Below are 15,424 nucleotides of genomic sequence, written 5' to 3'. Positions count from 1 at the left end.
CTTCCACGGCGACCGCGTTCCGGAAAAATTGGGGACGCCTCGGACTCGTTGCAACACCTGTCGAGTACCACATCGTACCTACGAGTTCCTACCTCGATCGGATCGCTCCTTTCCCGTAGGGTTTCGCCCATTGCAACACAAGGCGTCCAATCGTCGGAAACCGGCAAACGCGTCCGTTAGTCTCGCTTGAGGTGCAGAAGTGGAGTTTCAGTTGAGCCATGAACCGCAGATCGCGGCGGATGCCAACCTTGTCGTCGTCGGTGCCGGCGTCTCCGGAACCTATACCTTGCGGGCGCTGATAAACCGTTTGTCGGCTGGGGTTCGACCCGCGTCTCCGCTGGTTGTCCAGGTGTTCGACCGGTCCGGTTTCTGGTGCGGTGTGCCTTACGGGTCACGGTCGTCTTTTAACGGCCTGATCATCACCACGCTGAAGGAGTTCGTACCGCCCGCCGAGTTAGACGCCTTCGTTTCCTGGCTGAAAGAGAAGCGGTCCTGGTGGACCGAGCAAGCCCGTCGGGAGTCGGGCCCGGCGTTCGACCGTTGGCTGGACCGGAACAACCCGCTGATGGACAGGGGTGAATGGGACGGGCTCTACATCCCGCGGCGTCTCTTCGGACTGTACCTGGCCGAGGTGATGGAACGCGAACTGGCCGAGGCGAAGGCGAAGGGGCTCCTGACAGTGCGCCGGACGGTGGGAGAAGTCGTCGAGATCGGCGAAGGCCGGTCCAACCGTTTCCGGGTCAAGTTCACGACCGCTGACGGCGGCGGAGCCCTGGAATGCCGTTCCGTGGTTCTGGCCATCGGAAGTCCGCCGACGCGCGGGGTAGGCCATGTCCAGGGTCGAACGGGCGACGCCCCGCCGGTCATCGACGACGTCTACGAACCGGGGTTCGATCAGAACCTTCGGACGCTGGAAAACCTTCTTTCCCGGGCTCCCGCCGACCAGCGGAACATCCTCGTCGTCGGGACCAACGCGAGCGCGCTTGAAATCCTCTACGTCCTCGGCAGCGACCCGCGGTTCGACGGCATCTTGAGGAAGGTCGTGACCCTGTCGCCGAGTGGACAATTCCCCCACCGCATCTCCGGGCAGGACGAGATAAGCCCGCCCTTCGCCAGGATGCAGCAGTTGATCGCCGGCACGCCAACCGATGCCCGCCAGGTGATCGAGGCGGCCGAGGCCGACGTGGCGGACCTTTCGGCCGAAGGCGTTGCGGTCGCGGACAGCTTCTCCCATCTCGGTGCGCTGCTGGTTCAGGTGCTTTCGCGCCTGCCGGAGGGCGAGGCGCGCGTTTTCAACAACACCTACGGCATGCGGTTCTCCCGGCTGATCCGGCGCGCCGGTCGTGAGTACCGGGACACCGCGGAGTCCCTGGCGGCGAGCGGCCGCCTCGAGATGCTGGCGGGCCGGCTGGAAAGTCTCGCGGGGAACGCGTCAGGCGGCGGCGTGACGCTCCGGTATCTCGGAACCGACGGGCAGGCGCGGCAGCCGGACACCACCTTCGCCGCCGTGGTCAATTGCGGCGGGTTCGAGGAGATCGACGGACGTTCGACGGTGCCGCTGATCCGGAATTTGCTATCGACCGGTATGGCGCGCGCCAACGAGACGGGGCGGGGGTTCGAGGTCGGTGGCGGCTTGGAGGTGCGCGACGGCGTTTTCGTCGCCGGCCCGCTCCTAGCCGGCGTCTGGAACCAGAAGCTCCGCCTGTGGCACGTGGAGAACGTCCGCCGCATCGAGAGCATAGCCCCGCTGACGGCCGACGCACTCGCCGCGTCCCTCGTCGGGGCCGGGGCTTCGGCCGGCTTGCCTGCGGCGGGCTCTTCTTAGAAAGTGATCCGCCGAACGTGTGAAACCGAGTGTGGCGAGATCGAATGGCCGTCAGCATCCACCCTCTTGCCGATTGCCAGTCGATGGCGCTTGGCGATGGCACGTTGATCGATGCCTATTGCGTCGTCCTTCCGCGTGCGGTCATCGGCGCCGATTGCCGGTTCAGCACCCACTGTTTCGTGGAGAACGACGTGATCCTCGGGGATCGCGTGAGCATCGGCCACGGCGTCCACCTCTGGGATGCCGTGCGCATCGAACACGATGTCACGATCGAGGCGAACGTCACCATCACGACGGATCGATATCCGCGGTCCAAGCAGTATCCCGACCGGTATCCCACCACCATGATCCGGGCAGGAGCCTGGATCGGGGCCGGTTCCGTCCTGTTGCCCGGCATAACCATCGGCGAAGGGGCGAGGGTGGCTGCCGGTGCCGTGGTGGTCGGCGACGTGGAGGCCGGATCGACGGTGGCGGGCAACCCGGCCCGACCGCTACCGCTTCGTTGAGCGCTGTCGATATTAGCGCCGCCCCAGGCCAGCAGCGTTCTTCACCGATTGGATCATCCGCGACACGTAGAACGGGATGAAGACCCGCGGTGACGGCCGCTTGCCGGCCTCCAAGCTCCAGTATCGCCGCCACTGCTCGATCAATGGAAGGAAAGATGCGGTCGCCCCTTCCGAATCGAGCGCCCATTGCCCCGATCCAAGTTGCAGCCGCATGACCTCCCGGTTGACCTCTGCAGGTCCGAGGTCCGGCGCCAGGACATGCGGCCGCTGCCGGGCGTTTTCGATCGCCTGCCGGTAGAGACGATCGAGAGAGGCTTTCCACTCGTCGCCGCAATGATGGCGTGCGACCGACGTGGCGAGCTTCCGGCCCTCGGCCACGCGGAAGTCCGCGTCGTCGATCAACGACGCAACCCGACTGCGGTACGCCGAGGGGTCGGTGAAGCACACCGGCAGGTCGTCAAAGGAAGGGTCGTCGCTTCCGAACACGCTTGCAAGATTTTCGGCTGGAAAGGTCCGCCAGCTGACACAAGGCAAACCGACCGCCGCCGCCTCCAGAAGCGATGTCTGCGAGGCGAACGGGGTGGAATCAAGATAAAGGTCCGCCGCCGCCAGATGATCCGCGAGGTCCATGTGAATGCCTTCACAGCGGATGCGGCCACCGCTGAAGGCAGTCAGATCGCGAAAGATCTGGGCGTCCGGAGAGGGACCGACGAGGAGGATGCGAAGGGCGGGACAGGCGTCGAGAAGCGGACGGTGCAGATCGAAATAGTTCGCCTGGTCGTGAGGCTTCAGCTTGTAGGCCGATGCGACGGTCAGGGCGACCACGGCATCATCCGGCAACCCCAGCTTTCGCCGGGCGTCCTGTTTCGACGGAGCGCGCCCACTGCGTTCATCGAGGCGCAAAGGCAGCGGCAGGAGGCCGGCTCGGTGCGGTTCGATTCCTCGCCGGGCGGAGGCAAGAGCCAGGCCCGATCGCCGGAAGTTCCAGATCACGTCGGCGACGCCTGCGCCTAGCCAGAACACATGGTCGGCATGGTTGAAGTGGATCAACGGCGGGCAGGACGGATTTCCGGCGAAGGCCAGGATCGGCACGATGTCGTGCGGATGCGGACTGAGCACGATGATGTCGTGGACGGCGGCGAGGTCCGCAAGTTTTCTGGCCGTTCCGATCAACTTGCTCCAACGGTCGAGGAAGTGGATTCTGCCCCCGGACCCGTGGATGGTCTGTTTCAGTTCCTTCGGAAACGGGACCAGCTGCTGGGTGACGGCCAGGGAATGAACCGACTGGCTGTCGGCTTCGATCAGGCGCTGGATCGCGCGGGTATGGCCGCCCGGCAGCTTGGCTTCCGAAAGAACGTGCAGGATGCGCCGCGGTCGGGACGTCTCAACGGGATGTGCGGCGGGCGGACGGGTGCCGAGCGTGTTCGCGGCGATGCGTGCGGCCAATTCTTCAGCTTCCCTGGAGAAGAAGAAGCCGGGATGACGGGCCCATGTGCCAAGCACGGCCGCCTGCAGAAGAACGCTTGCATGCAACCACGAACGGCGAGATGCAGCTAGAGATGCCTTGTTGATCAGCAAACGGAAATGTTGCTCTGCCTTTTGCTGCTCACTATCCAGTAAGTCCATGAATACTCCAGTCAGAACTTACGGCATTTCGACAAAGATTAAAAAAATAACGCGTTGGCTCGCTAGGGATGGAAGGACACGTATCCGCCCCGGAATAGCAGTCCAATTGCCACCCAAATCAGAAGGAAAACGACAGCAGGCAACAAGCGATGCTCCCAAAGAGGCATGTGGTCCGTCCCATGACCGAATTTCGATCATTTACACTCTATCATGTCGCGAAAATCAACAGACTGTTGGCGCAGTTCGCGTAGGGTCAGGGCGGCAAGCGGAGAGTAAGGCGCCAACAGATCCCTTCCCACCACAGCCCGACGACACCCGGCATCTTGTCCGTCTTGCAGATCAGGTCGGCGGAGTTCGGCTCCGGTGGCTGTGCCACCGGAAGGGATTGGTGCCGGCAGAGAGGATCGAACTCCCGACCTTCGGTTTACAAAACCGCTGCACTACCGCTGTGCTATGCCGGCCCTGGCGTGGAGGTTTCCATAGCGAAACGGGCTGCCGATCGCAACTGCCGGTGCGGCGTCAGGTGCCGGCGATGGCGCGGCTGACCACGTAGAGGGCGAGCACGCAGGCGTTGGAGACGTTGAGGCTCTTGATCGGACCGGGCATGTCGAGCCGGGCGACCACGTCGGAGAGTTCGCGCGTTCGCTGGCGGATGCCCTTGCCCTCGGCGCCGAGCACAAGGCAGACCGGCGCCTGGAAGGCGCAGGCTTCCAGCGGGGCAGGGGCGTCCGAATCCAGGCCGACCACCTGAAAGCCCTCGGCCCGGAGCTCCTCCAGCGCATCGCCGAGATTGCGCACCTGCATGATCGGAACGAGGTCGAGCGCCCCGGACGCCGACTTGGCGAGCACGCCCGATTCGGCCGGGCTGTGCCGTGCCGTCGTCACCACCGCATCGACGCCGAGCGCGCAGGCCGAGCGCAGGATGGCGCCCACGTTGTGCGGATCGGTGATCTGGTCGAGCGCCAGCACAAGCCGCGCGCCGGAAAGGTCCGCGGCCTTCAGCGGGCGCAGCGGCTCCACCTCCAGCGCGACGCCCTGGTGCACCGCGTCGGAGCCGAGCAGCCGGTCGAGCGTATAGGGGGAGGCCTCTTCCGCCGGCAGCGGCAGCACGCCGCCGTCGAACCGTTCCTGAAGGCGGGCAAGCGCGTTGCGGGTCGCCAGCAGCCGGAGCGGCCGGCGCCGCTCGTTCTTCAGCGCCAGCTCCACCGTGTGCAGCCCATAGAGATAGAGGGTGTCGCCCGCTTCCCGCTCGCGCTTCGGGCGGGGCTTGAAGCCGCGGGCGTCTCCCGGCTTGCCGCCGGGCTTGCGGAAGGGCTTGCGCTTGCTGGGGGAGGGCCGGTCGTCGCTCATGCGCGCCTTATAGCGAGCCGCCGGGGAGGGCGGAAGGCCCGATCCTCCGCCCGCCCAGCCGGACCGGCGAACGCGCGCCGCCCCGCTGTCGATGACGGGTTGACAGGGGGCATTCCCCTCGCCATAACGACGCCCGCACCGCCGGCCCGTCCGGTGGAGGCGCGGTCGCGTTCAGGGTTCCACCCATCGCGTCCCGGATGGGGGAATGTCCCGAGCGGCAAAGGGGGCGGACTGTAAATCCGCTGGCTAGGCCTTCGTAGGTTCGAGTCCTACTTCCCCCACCATCTTCCTTCTCGTCCAATGCCGCCGGTCCGCCGGCAACCGAGCGCCGGCGGCCGTCTGGCAACCGAACGACTCTGCGCGCACGGGACGAGCCGATCGGAGCCGTCGGATGCGACGAACCGTCTTGCGCGGCGGCGCGGCTGCGAATATGTGAGGAGCCAGCGCGGGTATAGCTCAATGGTAGAGCAGCAGCCTTCCAAGCTGAATACGCGGGTTCGATTCCCGCTACCCGCTCCATGCCCATCCCCTTTGCGACAGGACGTGTGCGCGCGATGCGCGGCGGCGCGATCCTGTCATGCGCGAGGGGGCTTGAACCCAAGGTGAAAACAAACTATTCGAGCCGCCGGCCCGCCCCGGTACGCCGGACTACGCGACAGTTCGAGGAAGACAAACGATGGCCAAGGAAAAATTCTCGCGGACGAAGCCGCACTGCAACATCGGCACGATCGGTCACGTGGACCACGGCAAGACGTCGCTGACGGCGGCGATCACCAAGGTTCTCGCGGAGACGGGCGGGGCGACGTTCAAGGCGTATGACCAGATCGACGCCGCGCCTGAAGAGAAGGCGCGCGGCATCACGATCAACACGGCGCACGTGGAGTACGAGACGCAGAACCGTCACTACGCCCACGTGGACTGCCCGGGCCACGCCGACTACGTGAAGAACATGATCACCGGTGCCGCGCAGATGGACGGCGCGATCCTGGTGTGCTCGGCCGCCGACGGCCCGATGCCGCAGACGCGCGAGCACATCCTGCTCGCCCGCCAGGTCGGCGTTCCGGCGATCGTGGTGTTCCTGAACAAGTGCGACATGGTCGACGATCCGGAGCTCCTGGAGCTGGTCGAGCTGGAGGTTCGCGAGCTCCTGTCGAGCTACGACTTCCCCGGCGACGACATTCCGATCGTCAAGGGCTCGGCTCTTGCGGCGCTGGAAGACAGCAACCGCGAGCTCGGCCACGACGCGATCCTGGAGCTGATGCGGGCGGTCGACGAGTACATCCCGCAGCCCGAGCGTCCGATCGACCAGCCGTTCCTGATGCCGATCGAGGACGTGTTCTCGATCTCCGGCCGCGGCACGGTGGTGACCGGCCGCGTCGAGCGCGGCATCGTCAAGGTGGGCGAGGAAGTCGAGATCGTGGGCATCCGCCCGACGACCAAGACGACCATCACGGGCGTGGAGATGTTCCGCAAGCTGCTCGACCAGGGCCAGGCTGGCGACAACATCGGCGCGCTGCTTCGCGGCACCAAGCGCGAGGACGTTGAGCGCGGCCAGGTTCTGTGCAAGCCGGGTTCGGTGACGCCGCACACGACCTTCAAGGCCGAGGCCTACATCCTGACCAAGGAGGAGGGTGGCCGTCACACGCCGTTCTTCACCAACTACCGCCCGCAGTTCTACTTCCGCACCACGGACGTGACCGGCGTCTGCACGCTGCCGGAAGGCACCGAGATGGTGATGCCCGGCGACAACGTCTCGATGACCGTCAAGCTCATCGTGCCGATCGCCATGGAAGAGAAGCTCCGCTTCGCCATTCGCGAGGGCGGCCGCACGGTTGGTGCGGGCGTCGTGGCGTCCATCATCGAGTGATGATCGAAGCCGGGGAGGGTGGCCGACCAGCCGCCCTCCCTCGCCGATCGGCCGGCTGCGTCGAGCTTACCGGCTGACAATCCAGAGGAATTTGCTTCGACGGCTTGCCGCCGGAGCAAGAATCGGAAACAAGGACGGCGCCGAGGCGCTTGATCGGCGCTCCGGTTCGGATATAAGCGTTGCGGGTTCGTGAGAGCGAGCTTGAAGGGGTATAGCTCAGCTGGTAGAGCGGCGGTCTCCAAAACCGCAGGTCGCGGGTTCGAGCCCTGCTGCCCCTGCCACTTCTCGCTCTTGCACTTCAGACCCGGAACCTATAGATAACGGTTTCCTGATCGCGGCGTGCGGGATGATCGTCCTGCGCGCCCGACTGTCATGAGCAGGCGGATGGCGAAGACCAATCCCTTTCAGTTTCTTCAGCAGGTGCGTACCGAAACGGCCAAGGTGACCTGGCCGACCCGGCGCGAGACGGCGATCACCACCACCATGGTGTTCATCATGGCGGCGGTTGCGGCCGTATTCTTCCTGCTCGTGGACCAGATCCTCGCGTGGGGTGTCGGGCTGCTGCTCGGCATCGGCGGCTGAACTATCGCGGCGAGGGTGAGAGACTGACATGGCCAAGCGCTGGTATATCGTTCACGCCTACTCGAATTTCGAGAAGAAGGTGGCGGACTCCATCCGCGAGCAGGCGCATCAGCGCGGGCTCGAGCATCTCTTCGAACAGATCCTGGTGCCGACCGAGAGCATCGTGGAAGTGCGCCGCGGCCGCAAGGTCAACGCAGAGCGCAAGTTCTTCCCCGGCTACGTCCTGGTCCGCATGGAGATGACCGACGAGGCCTACCACCTGATCAAGAACACCCCGAAGGTGACCGGCTTCCTGGGCAGCGACAACCGCCCGGTGCCGATCCCCGACCGCGAGGCCGAGCGCATCCTTCACCAGGTGGAAGAAGGCGTGGAACGGCCGAAGGCCTCGGTCAGCTTCGAGATCGGCGAGCAGGTGCGCGTCTCAGACGGCCCGTTCGCCTCCTTCAACGGCCTCGTCGAGGAAGTCGACGAAGAGCGCTCGCGCCTCAAGGTGGCGGTGTCGATCTTCGGTCGCGCCACGCCTGTCGAGCTCGAATACGGTCAGGTCGAAAAGGTCTGACGCAACCCATCCGGCTCCGGGAAACCAGGGCCGGTCACGTCGGCGCTTCGGCACCGACTTCACGCGTGGGAGATCCGTCCCGCTGATCGCCGGCGGGAGATGAGGATCTTGACCACGCTCTCCTCCGGGGTTTCGGCCCCGGTCCGATAAGGATGGAGTAGAACAATGGCGAAGAAGATCACCGGTTACCTGAAGCTTCAGGTATCGGCCGGTTCGGCGACCCCGTCGCCCCCGATCGGCCCCGCGCTCGGTCAGCGCGGCCTGAACATCATGGAATTCTGCAAGGCGTTCAACGCGCAGACCGCGAACATGGAGAAGGGGATGCCGATCCCCGTCCAGTTCACGATCTACGCCGACCGCTCCTTCACCTTCAAGCTGAAGACCCCGCCGGTCTCCTACTTCCTGAAGAAGGCCGCCGGCCTGCCGAAGGGGTCCTCGACCCCGGGCAAGGGCACGGCCGGTACGGTGACTCGGGCGCAGGTGCGCGAAATCGCCCAGACGAAGCTGGCCGACCTCAACACGGACACCGTGGATGCGGCTGCCAAGATGGTCGAAGGCTCCGCCCGCGCGATGGGCCTCACGGTTGTGGAGTGACGAGCATGGCAAAGATCGCAAAGCGCGTCGCCAAGACCCGTGAGGGTATCGACCGCAACAAGCTGTACCCCCTCGCCGACGCCATCGGCCTCCTCAAGGAGCGCGCGACGGCCAAGTTCGACGAAACGATCGAGCTGGCCATCAACCTCGGCGTCGACCCGCGTCACGCCGACCAGATGGTTCGCGGCGTCTGCCAGCTGCCGAACGGCACCGGCCGCACGGTCCGCGTCGCTGTGTTCGCCCGCGGCACCAAGGCCGACGAGGCCAAGGCTGCCGGAGCCGACATCGTCGGCGCCGAAGACCTGGTGGACATCGTCCAGGGCGGCACGATCGACTTCGATCGCTGCATCGCGACCCCGGACATGATGCCGCTGGTCGGCCGTCTCGGTAAGGTGCTCGGCCCGCGCGGCCTGATGCCGAACCCGAAGGTCGGCACGGTGTCGCAGGACGTCGCCGGCGCCGTGAAGGCCGCCAAGGGCGGCGCGGTCGAGTTCCGCGTGGAGAAGGCCGGCATCGTCCACGCCGGCGTGGGCAAGGTGTCCTTTGCGAGCGACGCGCTCGTGGAGAACATCCGCGCCTTCCTCGACGCGGTGCAGAAGGCCAAGCCGACGGGTGCCAAGGGCACCTATCTGCAGCGCGTTTCGATTTCTTCGACGATGGGCCCCGGCGTCAAGGTCGACCCGTCGTCCGTGACCGCGTAACACGCGGCCTTGTGAATTCCCGTCGGGCGACCGGCGGGTGGTCTGGCCGGCGGAGGCGATCCTCATGGGTCTCCCCCGCGGGCCAAAACCTGTCCGAGATTGCAGGTGCCGTGGCTCTGCCACGACCTAAGCCTTCTGGACCCTCCGTCACCGCTTTTACGGGCGGCCGGAACGGTCGGGCCTGCATGAGACGGGAGTGAAAACCGATTCTGCATGAGCGGGGTCCCCCGGGATCCTCGCCTGATGCCTGAAGGTGGTTCGAACTCTTGCCGTTGCCGCACCGGGACACCGGGCGGGCTGGCGGACAGGCACGCGAGCGTCGTCGGACGCCCGCGGGTCTCGATGAGAGCCTCGCGGGACAAAGGTCCGGCGGCCATGGCAACCGACGGCGGGGAACTCTCCTCGTCGTCAACTGGAGACAGGCAGTGGATAGAGCGGAAAAGCGCGAACTGGTCGCGGCGCTCAACACCTCGTTCAAGGACGCTGGTGTGATCGTCGTCGCCCACTACCAAGGCCTCACCGTGGCTGAACTGCAGGCGCTGCGCGCCCGCGTCAGGGAAGCAGGCGGTAAGGTCAAGGTCGCCAAGAACCGCCTCGCCAAGCTTGCTCTTCAAGGCACGGATGCCGAGCACATCACAGACCTCTTCAAGGGTCCGACCGTCATCGCCTATTCGGCGGATCCGGTCGCGGCCACGAAGTCGGTCGTGGACTACGCCAAGGGTAACGACAAGCTCGTGATCCTCGGCGGAGCGCTCGGCAAATCCAATCTGGACCCGAACGGCGTCAAGGCTCTGGCCTCGCTGCCGTCGCTCGACGAACTGCGCGCGAAGCTGGTGGGTATGATTCAGACCCCCGCCACCCGCATCGCAGGCGTCGTTCAGGCGCCGGCGGCTCAGCTCGCCCGCGTTTTCGGTGCCTATGCCAAGAAGGACGAAGCGGCGTGAGGCCGTTCGACCTGAAAACCAAACAGTGTTCGAACCTACTCAAGGATGTGAAAAATGGCTGATCTCAGCAAGCTGGTCGACGAGCTCTCCAACCTGACGGTCCTGGAAGCCGCCGAACTCTCCAAGATGCTCGAAGAGAAGTGGGGCGTCTCCGCCGCCGCTCCGGTCGCCGTGGCGGCCGCTGGTGGCGCCGGCGCCGCGGCTCCGGCCGCCGTCGAGGAAGAGAAGACCGAGTTCGACGTGATCCTCGCCGACGCCGGCGACAAGAAGATCAACGTCATCAAGGAAGTCCGCGCGATCACCGGCCTCGGCCTCAAGGAAGCCAAGGACCTGGTCGAAGCGGCTCCCAAGCCGGTCAAGGAAGCCGTGTCCAAGGACGAGGCCGCCAAGATCAAGAAGCAGCTCGAGGAAGCTGGCGCCAAGGTCGAAGTCAAGTAATCGACCGGCGTTTGAAAACTGCGCGTGGGCGGCCGAAACAAGGCCGCCCTCGCGTCCGTTTCGGGGAAACGCCCCGAATCGTGGCACAGATGACCCGATCGGGCTGTCCCGAGCCCTGGCCCCCGTCCGCGGGGACCGACGCGAGGGCTCCGGACAGCCGATCCGACGAATACGAGGGAAGCAATGGCGCAGACTTTCAACGGCCGCAGGCGGATCCGCAAGTTCTTCGGCGATATTCGTGAAGTCGCCGAGATGCCGAACCTCATCGAGGTCCAGAAGGCGTCCTACGACCAGTTCTTGCAGATCGACGAGCCCAACGGTGGCCGACCGGAGGAGGGCCTGCAGGCCGTCTTCAAGTCGGTGTTCCCGATTTCCGACTTCGCCGGCACGGCCTTCCTGGAATTCGTCCGCTACGAGTTCGAAGCGCCCAAGTACGACGTCGACGAGTGCCGCCAGCGCGGCATGACCTTCGCCGCCCCGCTGAAGGTGACGCTGCGCCTCATCGTGTTTGATGTGGACGAGGACACCGGCGCCAAGTCCGTCAAGGACATCAAGGAGCAGGACGTCTACATGGGCGACATGCCGCTCATGACGGACAACGGCACCTTCATCGTCAACGGCACCGAGCGCGTCATCGTCTCGCAGATGCATCGCTCGCCGGGCGTGTTCTTCGACCACGACAAGGGCAAGACGCACTCCTCCGGCAAGCTGCTGTTCGCCGCCCGCATCATCCCGTACCGCGGCTCCTGGCTCGACATCGAGTTCGACGCCAAGGACATCGTCTACGCGCGCATCGACCGCCGCCGGAAGATCCCGGTGACGTCGCTGCTGTTCGCGCTCGGCCTGGACGGCGAGGAGATCCTCGACACCTTCTACAACAAGATCGAGTTCGCCCGCGACAAGGACGGCTGGCGGATGCCCTACGATGCCCAGCGCATGAAGGGCATGAAGGCCGTCGGCGACCTGATCGACGCCGACACGGGCGAAGTGGTGATCGAGGCCGGCCGCAAGCTGACCGCCCGCGCCGCCCGCCAGCTCGCCGACAAGGGCCTCAAGGCCCTCAAGGTGACCGACGAGGACCTGGAGGGCATGTACCTCGCCGAGGACGTGGTGAACCCCACGACCGGCGAGATCTACGCCGAGGCCGGCGACGAGATCACCCCGAAGATGCTCGCGCAGCTGATCGACCTCGGCTACACGGACCTCTCGCTGCTCGACATCGACCACGTCAACACGGGTCCCTACATCCGCAACACGCTGGCCGTCGACAAGAACGAGACGCGCGAGGAAGCGCTGTTCGACATCTACCGCGTGATGCGTCCGGGTGAGCCCCCGACCGTCGACACCGCGGAGGCGATGTTCCAGTCGCTGTTCTTCGACGCCGAGCGCTACGACCTCTCCGCCGTCGGCCGCGTGAAGATGAACATGCGCCTCGACCTGACGTGCCCGGACACCATCCGCACGCTGCGCAAGGAAGACATCCTCGCCGTCATCCGCACGCTCGTCGAACTGCGCGACGGCAAGGGCGAGATCGACGACATCGACAACCTCGGCAACCGCCGCGTCCGCTCGGTCGGCGAGCTGATGGAGAACCAGTACCGCGTCGGCCTGCTCCGCATGGAGCGCGCCATCAAGGAGCGCATGTCCTCCGTTGATATCGACACGGTCATGCCGCAGGACCTGATCAACGCCAAGCCGGCGGCCGCCGCCGTGCGCGAGTTCTTCGGCTCCTCGCAGCTCTCGCAGTTCATGGACCAGACCAACCCGCTCTCCGAGATCACGCACAAGCGGCGTCTCTCGGCGCTCGGCCCCGGCGGTCTGACCCGCGAGCGCGCCGGCTTCGAAGTGCGCGACGTGCACCCGACGCACTACGGCCGAATCTGCCCGATCGAGACGCCGGAAGGCCCGAACATCGGTCTGATCAACTCGCTGGCCACCTTCGCCCGCGTCAACAAGTACGGCTTCATCGAAAGCCCCTACCGCAAGGTGGTGGACGGCCGCGTCACCGACGACGTCGTCTATCTCTCGGCGATGGAGGAGTCCAAGTACACGGTCGCCCAGGCGAACGCGGAGCTGGACAGCGAAGGCCGCTTCGTCAACGAGTTCGTCATCTGCCGCCATGCCGGCGACGTCGCCCAGGTCCCCCGCGAACGCGTGGACGCCATGGACGTGTCGCCCAAGCAGCTGGTGTCGGTCGCCGCGGCGCTGATCCCGTTCCTTGAGAACGACGACGCCAACCGCGCGCTGATGGGCTCCAACATGCAGCGCCAGGCGGTTCCGCTGGTGCGTGCCGAGGCCCCCTTCGTCGGCACCGGCATGGAGCCGGTGGTCGCCCGTGACTCCGGCGCCGCCATCGGCGCCCGTCGCGGCGGCGTGGTCGACCAGGTGGACGCGACGCGTATCGTCATCCGCGCCACCGAGGACCTGGATCCGTCCAAGTCCGGCGTCGACATCTACCGCCTGATGAAGTTCCAGCGCTCCAACCAGTCGACCTGCATCAACCAGCGTCCGCTGGTCCGCGTGGGCGACCTCGTGGAGAAGGGCGACATCATCGCCGACGGTCCGTCCACCGACCTCGGCGATCTGGCCCTCGGCCGCAACGTGCTCGTCGCGTTCATGCCCTGGAACGGCTACAACTTCGAGGACTCCATCCTTCTCTCCGAGAAGATCGTGTCCGACGACGTGTTCACGTCCATCCACATCGACGAGTTCGAAGTGATGGCCCGCGACACCAAGCTCGGCCCCGAGGAGATCACGCGCGACATTCCGAACGTTTCGGAAGAAGCGCTGAAGAACCTCGACGAAGCCGGCATCGTCTACATCGGCGCCGACGTCCAAGCCGGCGACATCCTGGTCGGCAAGATCACGCCGAAGGGTGAAAGCCCGATGACGCCGGAAGAGAAGCTCCTGCGCGCCATCTTCGGCGAGAAGGCCTCGGACGTCCGCGACACCTCGCTCCGGGTTCCCCCGGGCGTGACCGGCACTATCGTGGAAGTGCGCGTCTTCAACCGCCACGGCGTGGAGAAGGACGAGCGCGCGATGGCGATCGAGCGCGAAGAGATCGAGCGCCTGGCCAAGGACCGCGACGACGAGCAGGCGATCCTCGACCGCAACGTCTACGGCCGCCTCGTGGCGATGCTGATGGGCAAGGTCGGTATCGCCGGCCCGAAGGGCTTCAAGAAGGACGCCGAGATCGACCAGGAGCGCCTGGACGAGTATCCGCGGTCGCAATGGTGGCAGTTCGCCGTCGCTGACGACGCGCAGATGGCCGAGATCGAAGCGCTGCGCAAGCAGTACGACGAGAGCCGCAAGCGGCTGGAGCAGCGCTTCATCGACAAGGTGGAGAAGCTGCAGCGGGGCGACGAGCTGCCCCCGGGCGTCATGAAGATGGTCAAGGTCTACGTGGCCGTGAAGCGCAAGATCCAGCCGGGCGACAAGATGGCCGGCCGGCACGGCAACAAGGGCGTGGTCTCGCGGATCGTTCCGGTCGAGGACATGCCGTTCCTCGAGGACGGCACCCATGTCGACATCGTGCTCAATCCGCTGGGCGTGCCGTCGCGCATGAACGTCGGGCAGATCCTGGAAACCCATCTGGGCTGGGCCTGCGCGGGCATGGGTCGCAAGATCGGCGAGATGCTGGACGCCTACCGGCGCTCCGGCGACATCGAGCCGCTGCGCGACACCATCGGCAACACCTTCGAAGGCTCGTCCAAGACCGAGAAGGTCCGCGAGTTCGACGACGAGGCGGTGGTCCGGCTGGCCGACCAGGTCCGCAAGGGCGTCTCCATTGCCACGCCGGTGTTCGACGGCGCGCGCGAGCCGGACATCGTGGAACTGCTGGACAAGGCGGGCCTGGAACGGTCTGGCCAGGTCACGCTCTACGACGGCCGCACGGGCGAGACGTTCGACCGCAAGGTGACCGTGGGCTACATCTACATGCTGAAGCTCCACCACCTCGTGGACGACAAGATCCACGCGCGTTCGATCGGCCCCTACTCGCTCGTCACCCAGCAGCCGCTGGGCGGCAAGGCGCAGTTCGGCGGACAGCGCTTCGGCGAGATGGAGGTCTGGGCGCTGGAAGCCTACGGCGCGGCCTACACGCTTCAGGAGATGCTCACCGTCAAGTCGGACGACGTCGCGGGCCGCACCAAGGTCTACGAGGCGATCGTCCGCGGCGACGACAGCTTCGAGGCCGGCATCCCGGAATCGTTCAACGTGCTGGTCAAGGAAATGCGTTCGCTCGGCCTCAACGTCGAGCTGATCAATTCGAAGGATCGGGCCGGAGCCAACGACTCCGACCGTCCCGCGGATGCGGCGGAGTGACCGCCGCATCACGATGAGATGAACGGACGACCCCAGGGCTGCCCGATTTCCCCTCTAGGGAACGGGCAGCTTTGGCCGTCCGGATAGGAACCGGGAAGACCTGGACCGC

At 65.7% G+C, this 15,424-nt stretch carries 12 protein-coding genes and 4 tRNA genes; 13 read left to right on the top strand and 3 right to left on the bottom strand.

The window, feature by feature from the left end; all coding sequences use genetic code 11:
- The first annotated feature begins 211 nt into the window (after positions 1–211).
- Positions 212–1,825, top strand: a complete 1,614-nt coding sequence (locus HZ321_RS09150; protein WP_181701982.1) for an FAD/NAD(P)-binding protein — start codon at positions 212–214, stop codon at positions 1,823–1,825.
- A 44-nt stretch (positions 1,826–1,869) separates the two neighbouring features.
- Positions 1,870–2,331: an acyltransferase gene (locus HZ321_RS09145; protein ID WP_181701981.1), complete on the top strand. Its 462-nt coding sequence runs from the start codon at positions 1,870–1,872 to the stop codon at positions 2,329–2,331.
- Positions 2,332–2,343: 12 nt separating this feature from the next.
- On the opposite strand, the gene HZ321_RS09140 is transcribed toward HZ321_RS09145, so the two are convergent.
- From HZ321_RS09140 to HZ321_RS09130, 3 genes are all read right to left on the bottom strand, one after another.
- The gene (locus tag HZ321_RS09140; RefSeq protein ID WP_181701980.1) at positions 2,344–3,957 is read right to left on the bottom strand and encodes a glycosyltransferase family protein; all 1,614 of its coding nucleotides are present in this window, start codon (positions 3,955–3,957) and stop codon (positions 2,344–2,346) included.
- Positions 3,958–4,343: 386 nt separating this feature from the next.
- Positions 4,344–4,418: transfer RNA gene (locus tag HZ321_RS09135), tRNA-Thr, on the bottom strand.
- 58 nt (positions 4,419–4,476) lie between these two features.
- A complete protein-coding gene (locus tag HZ321_RS09130; protein WP_181701979.1) occupies positions 4,477–5,307 on the bottom strand; it encodes a TrmH family RNA methyltransferase in 831 nt (276 codons plus the stop codon).
- Between the two features lie 199 nt (positions 5,308–5,506).
- Between HZ321_RS09130 and HZ321_RS09125 the strand changes: the two genes are divergently transcribed.
- From HZ321_RS09125 to rpoB, 11 genes are all read left to right on the top strand, one after another.
- A tRNA-Tyr gene (locus HZ321_RS09125) sits at positions 5,507–5,591 on the top strand.
- Positions 5,592–5,752: 161 nt separating this feature from the next.
- Positions 5,753–5,826 (top strand) — tRNA-Gly (locus tag HZ321_RS09120).
- A gap of 157 nt (positions 5,827–5,983) precedes the next feature.
- Positions 5,984–7,174: an elongation factor Tu gene (gene tuf / locus HZ321_RS09115; protein ID WP_181701967.1), complete on the top strand. Its 1,191-nt coding sequence runs from the start codon at positions 5,984–5,986 to the stop codon at positions 7,172–7,174.
- Positions 7,175–7,379: 205 nt separating this feature from the next.
- Positions 7,380–7,455 (top strand) — tRNA-Trp (locus tag HZ321_RS09110).
- A 103-nt stretch (positions 7,456–7,558) separates the two neighbouring features.
- Positions 7,559–7,756, top strand: a complete 198-nt coding sequence (gene secE / locus HZ321_RS09105; protein WP_181701978.1) for a preprotein translocase subunit SecE — start codon at positions 7,559–7,561, stop codon at positions 7,754–7,756.
- A 28-nt stretch (positions 7,757–7,784) separates the two neighbouring features.
- Positions 7,785–8,315, top strand: a complete 531-nt coding sequence (gene nusG / locus HZ321_RS09100; protein WP_181701977.1) for a transcription termination/antitermination protein NusG — start codon at positions 7,785–7,787, stop codon at positions 8,313–8,315.
- Positions 8,316–8,480: 165 nt separating this feature from the next.
- Positions 8,481–8,909, top strand: coding sequence for a 50S ribosomal protein L11 (gene rplK / locus HZ321_RS09095; RefSeq protein WP_181701976.1), 429 nt, complete (start codon positions 8,481–8,483; stop codon positions 8,907–8,909).
- Positions 8,910–8,914: 5 nt separating this feature from the next.
- Positions 8,915–9,610 carry a 50S ribosomal protein L1 gene (gene rplA, locus HZ321_RS09090; protein WP_181701975.1) on the top strand — a complete coding sequence of 232 codons (696 nt, stop codon included), beginning with the start codon at positions 8,915–8,917 and terminating at the stop codon, positions 9,608–9,610.
- A 425-nt stretch (positions 9,611–10,035) separates the two neighbouring features.
- Positions 10,036–10,554: a 50S ribosomal protein L10 gene (gene rplJ / locus HZ321_RS09085; protein WP_181701974.1), complete on the top strand. Its 519-nt coding sequence runs from the start codon at positions 10,036–10,038 to the stop codon at positions 10,552–10,554.
- A gap of 54 nt (positions 10,555–10,608) precedes the next feature.
- Positions 10,609–10,992: a 50S ribosomal protein L7/L12 gene (gene rplL, locus HZ321_RS09080; RefSeq protein ID WP_181701973.1), complete on the top strand. Its 384-nt coding sequence runs from the start codon at positions 10,609–10,611 to the stop codon at positions 10,990–10,992.
- 183 nt (positions 10,993–11,175) lie between these two features.
- Complete coding sequence (rpoB, locus tag HZ321_RS09075; RefSeq protein WP_181701972.1) at positions 11,176–15,315, top strand: DNA-directed RNA polymerase subunit beta; 4,140 nt, start codon at positions 11,176–11,178, stop codon at positions 15,313–15,315.
- The last annotated feature ends 109 nt before the right edge of the window (positions 15,316–15,424 follow it).

It is taken from the genome of Chthonobacter albigriseus (assembly GCF_013839445.1).
In the GTDB taxonomy this organism is placed as follows: Bacteria; Pseudomonadota; Alphaproteobacteria; order Rhizobiales; family Pleomorphomonadaceae; genus Chthonobacter; species Chthonobacter albigriseus.
Note: the sequence above shows the minus strand (reverse complement) of the source record. Positions and strands in the feature narration are given on the sequence as shown.

Bases quoted from the DNA above. Each gene is read 5' to 3' on its own strand.
- rpoB (WP_181701972.1), top strand. From the start codon at position 11,176: ATGGCGCAGACTTTCAACGGCCGCAGGCGGATCCGCAAGTTCTTCGGC.
- rplL (WP_181701973.1), top strand. From the start codon at position 10,609: ATGGCTGATCTCAGCAAGCTGGTCGACGAGCTCTCCAACCTGACGGTC.
- tuf (WP_181701967.1), top strand. From the start codon at position 5,984: ATGGCCAAGGAAAAATTCTCGCGGACGAAGCCGCACTGCAACATCGGC.
- secE (WP_181701978.1), top strand. From the start codon at position 7,559: ATGGCGAAGACCAATCCCTTTCAGTTTCTTCAGCAGGTGCGTACCGAA.
- HZ321_RS09140 (WP_181701980.1), bottom strand. From the start codon at position 3,957: ATGGACTTACTGGATAGTGAGCAGCAAAAGGCAGAGCAACATTTCCGT.
- HZ321_RS09130 (WP_181701979.1), bottom strand. From the start codon at position 5,307: ATGAGCGACGACCGGCCCTCCCCCAGCAAGCGCAAGCCCTTCCGCAAG.
- nusG (WP_181701977.1), top strand. From the start codon at position 7,785: ATGGCCAAGCGCTGGTATATCGTTCACGCCTACTCGAATTTCGAGAAG.
- rplK (WP_181701976.1), top strand. From the start codon at position 8,481: ATGGCGAAGAAGATCACCGGTTACCTGAAGCTTCAGGTATCGGCCGGT.
- HZ321_RS09145 (WP_181701981.1), top strand. From the start codon at position 1,870: ATGGCCGTCAGCATCCACCCTCTTGCCGATTGCCAGTCGATGGCGCTT.
- rplA (WP_181701975.1), top strand. From the start codon at position 8,915: ATGGCAAAGATCGCAAAGCGCGTCGCCAAGACCCGTGAGGGTATCGAC.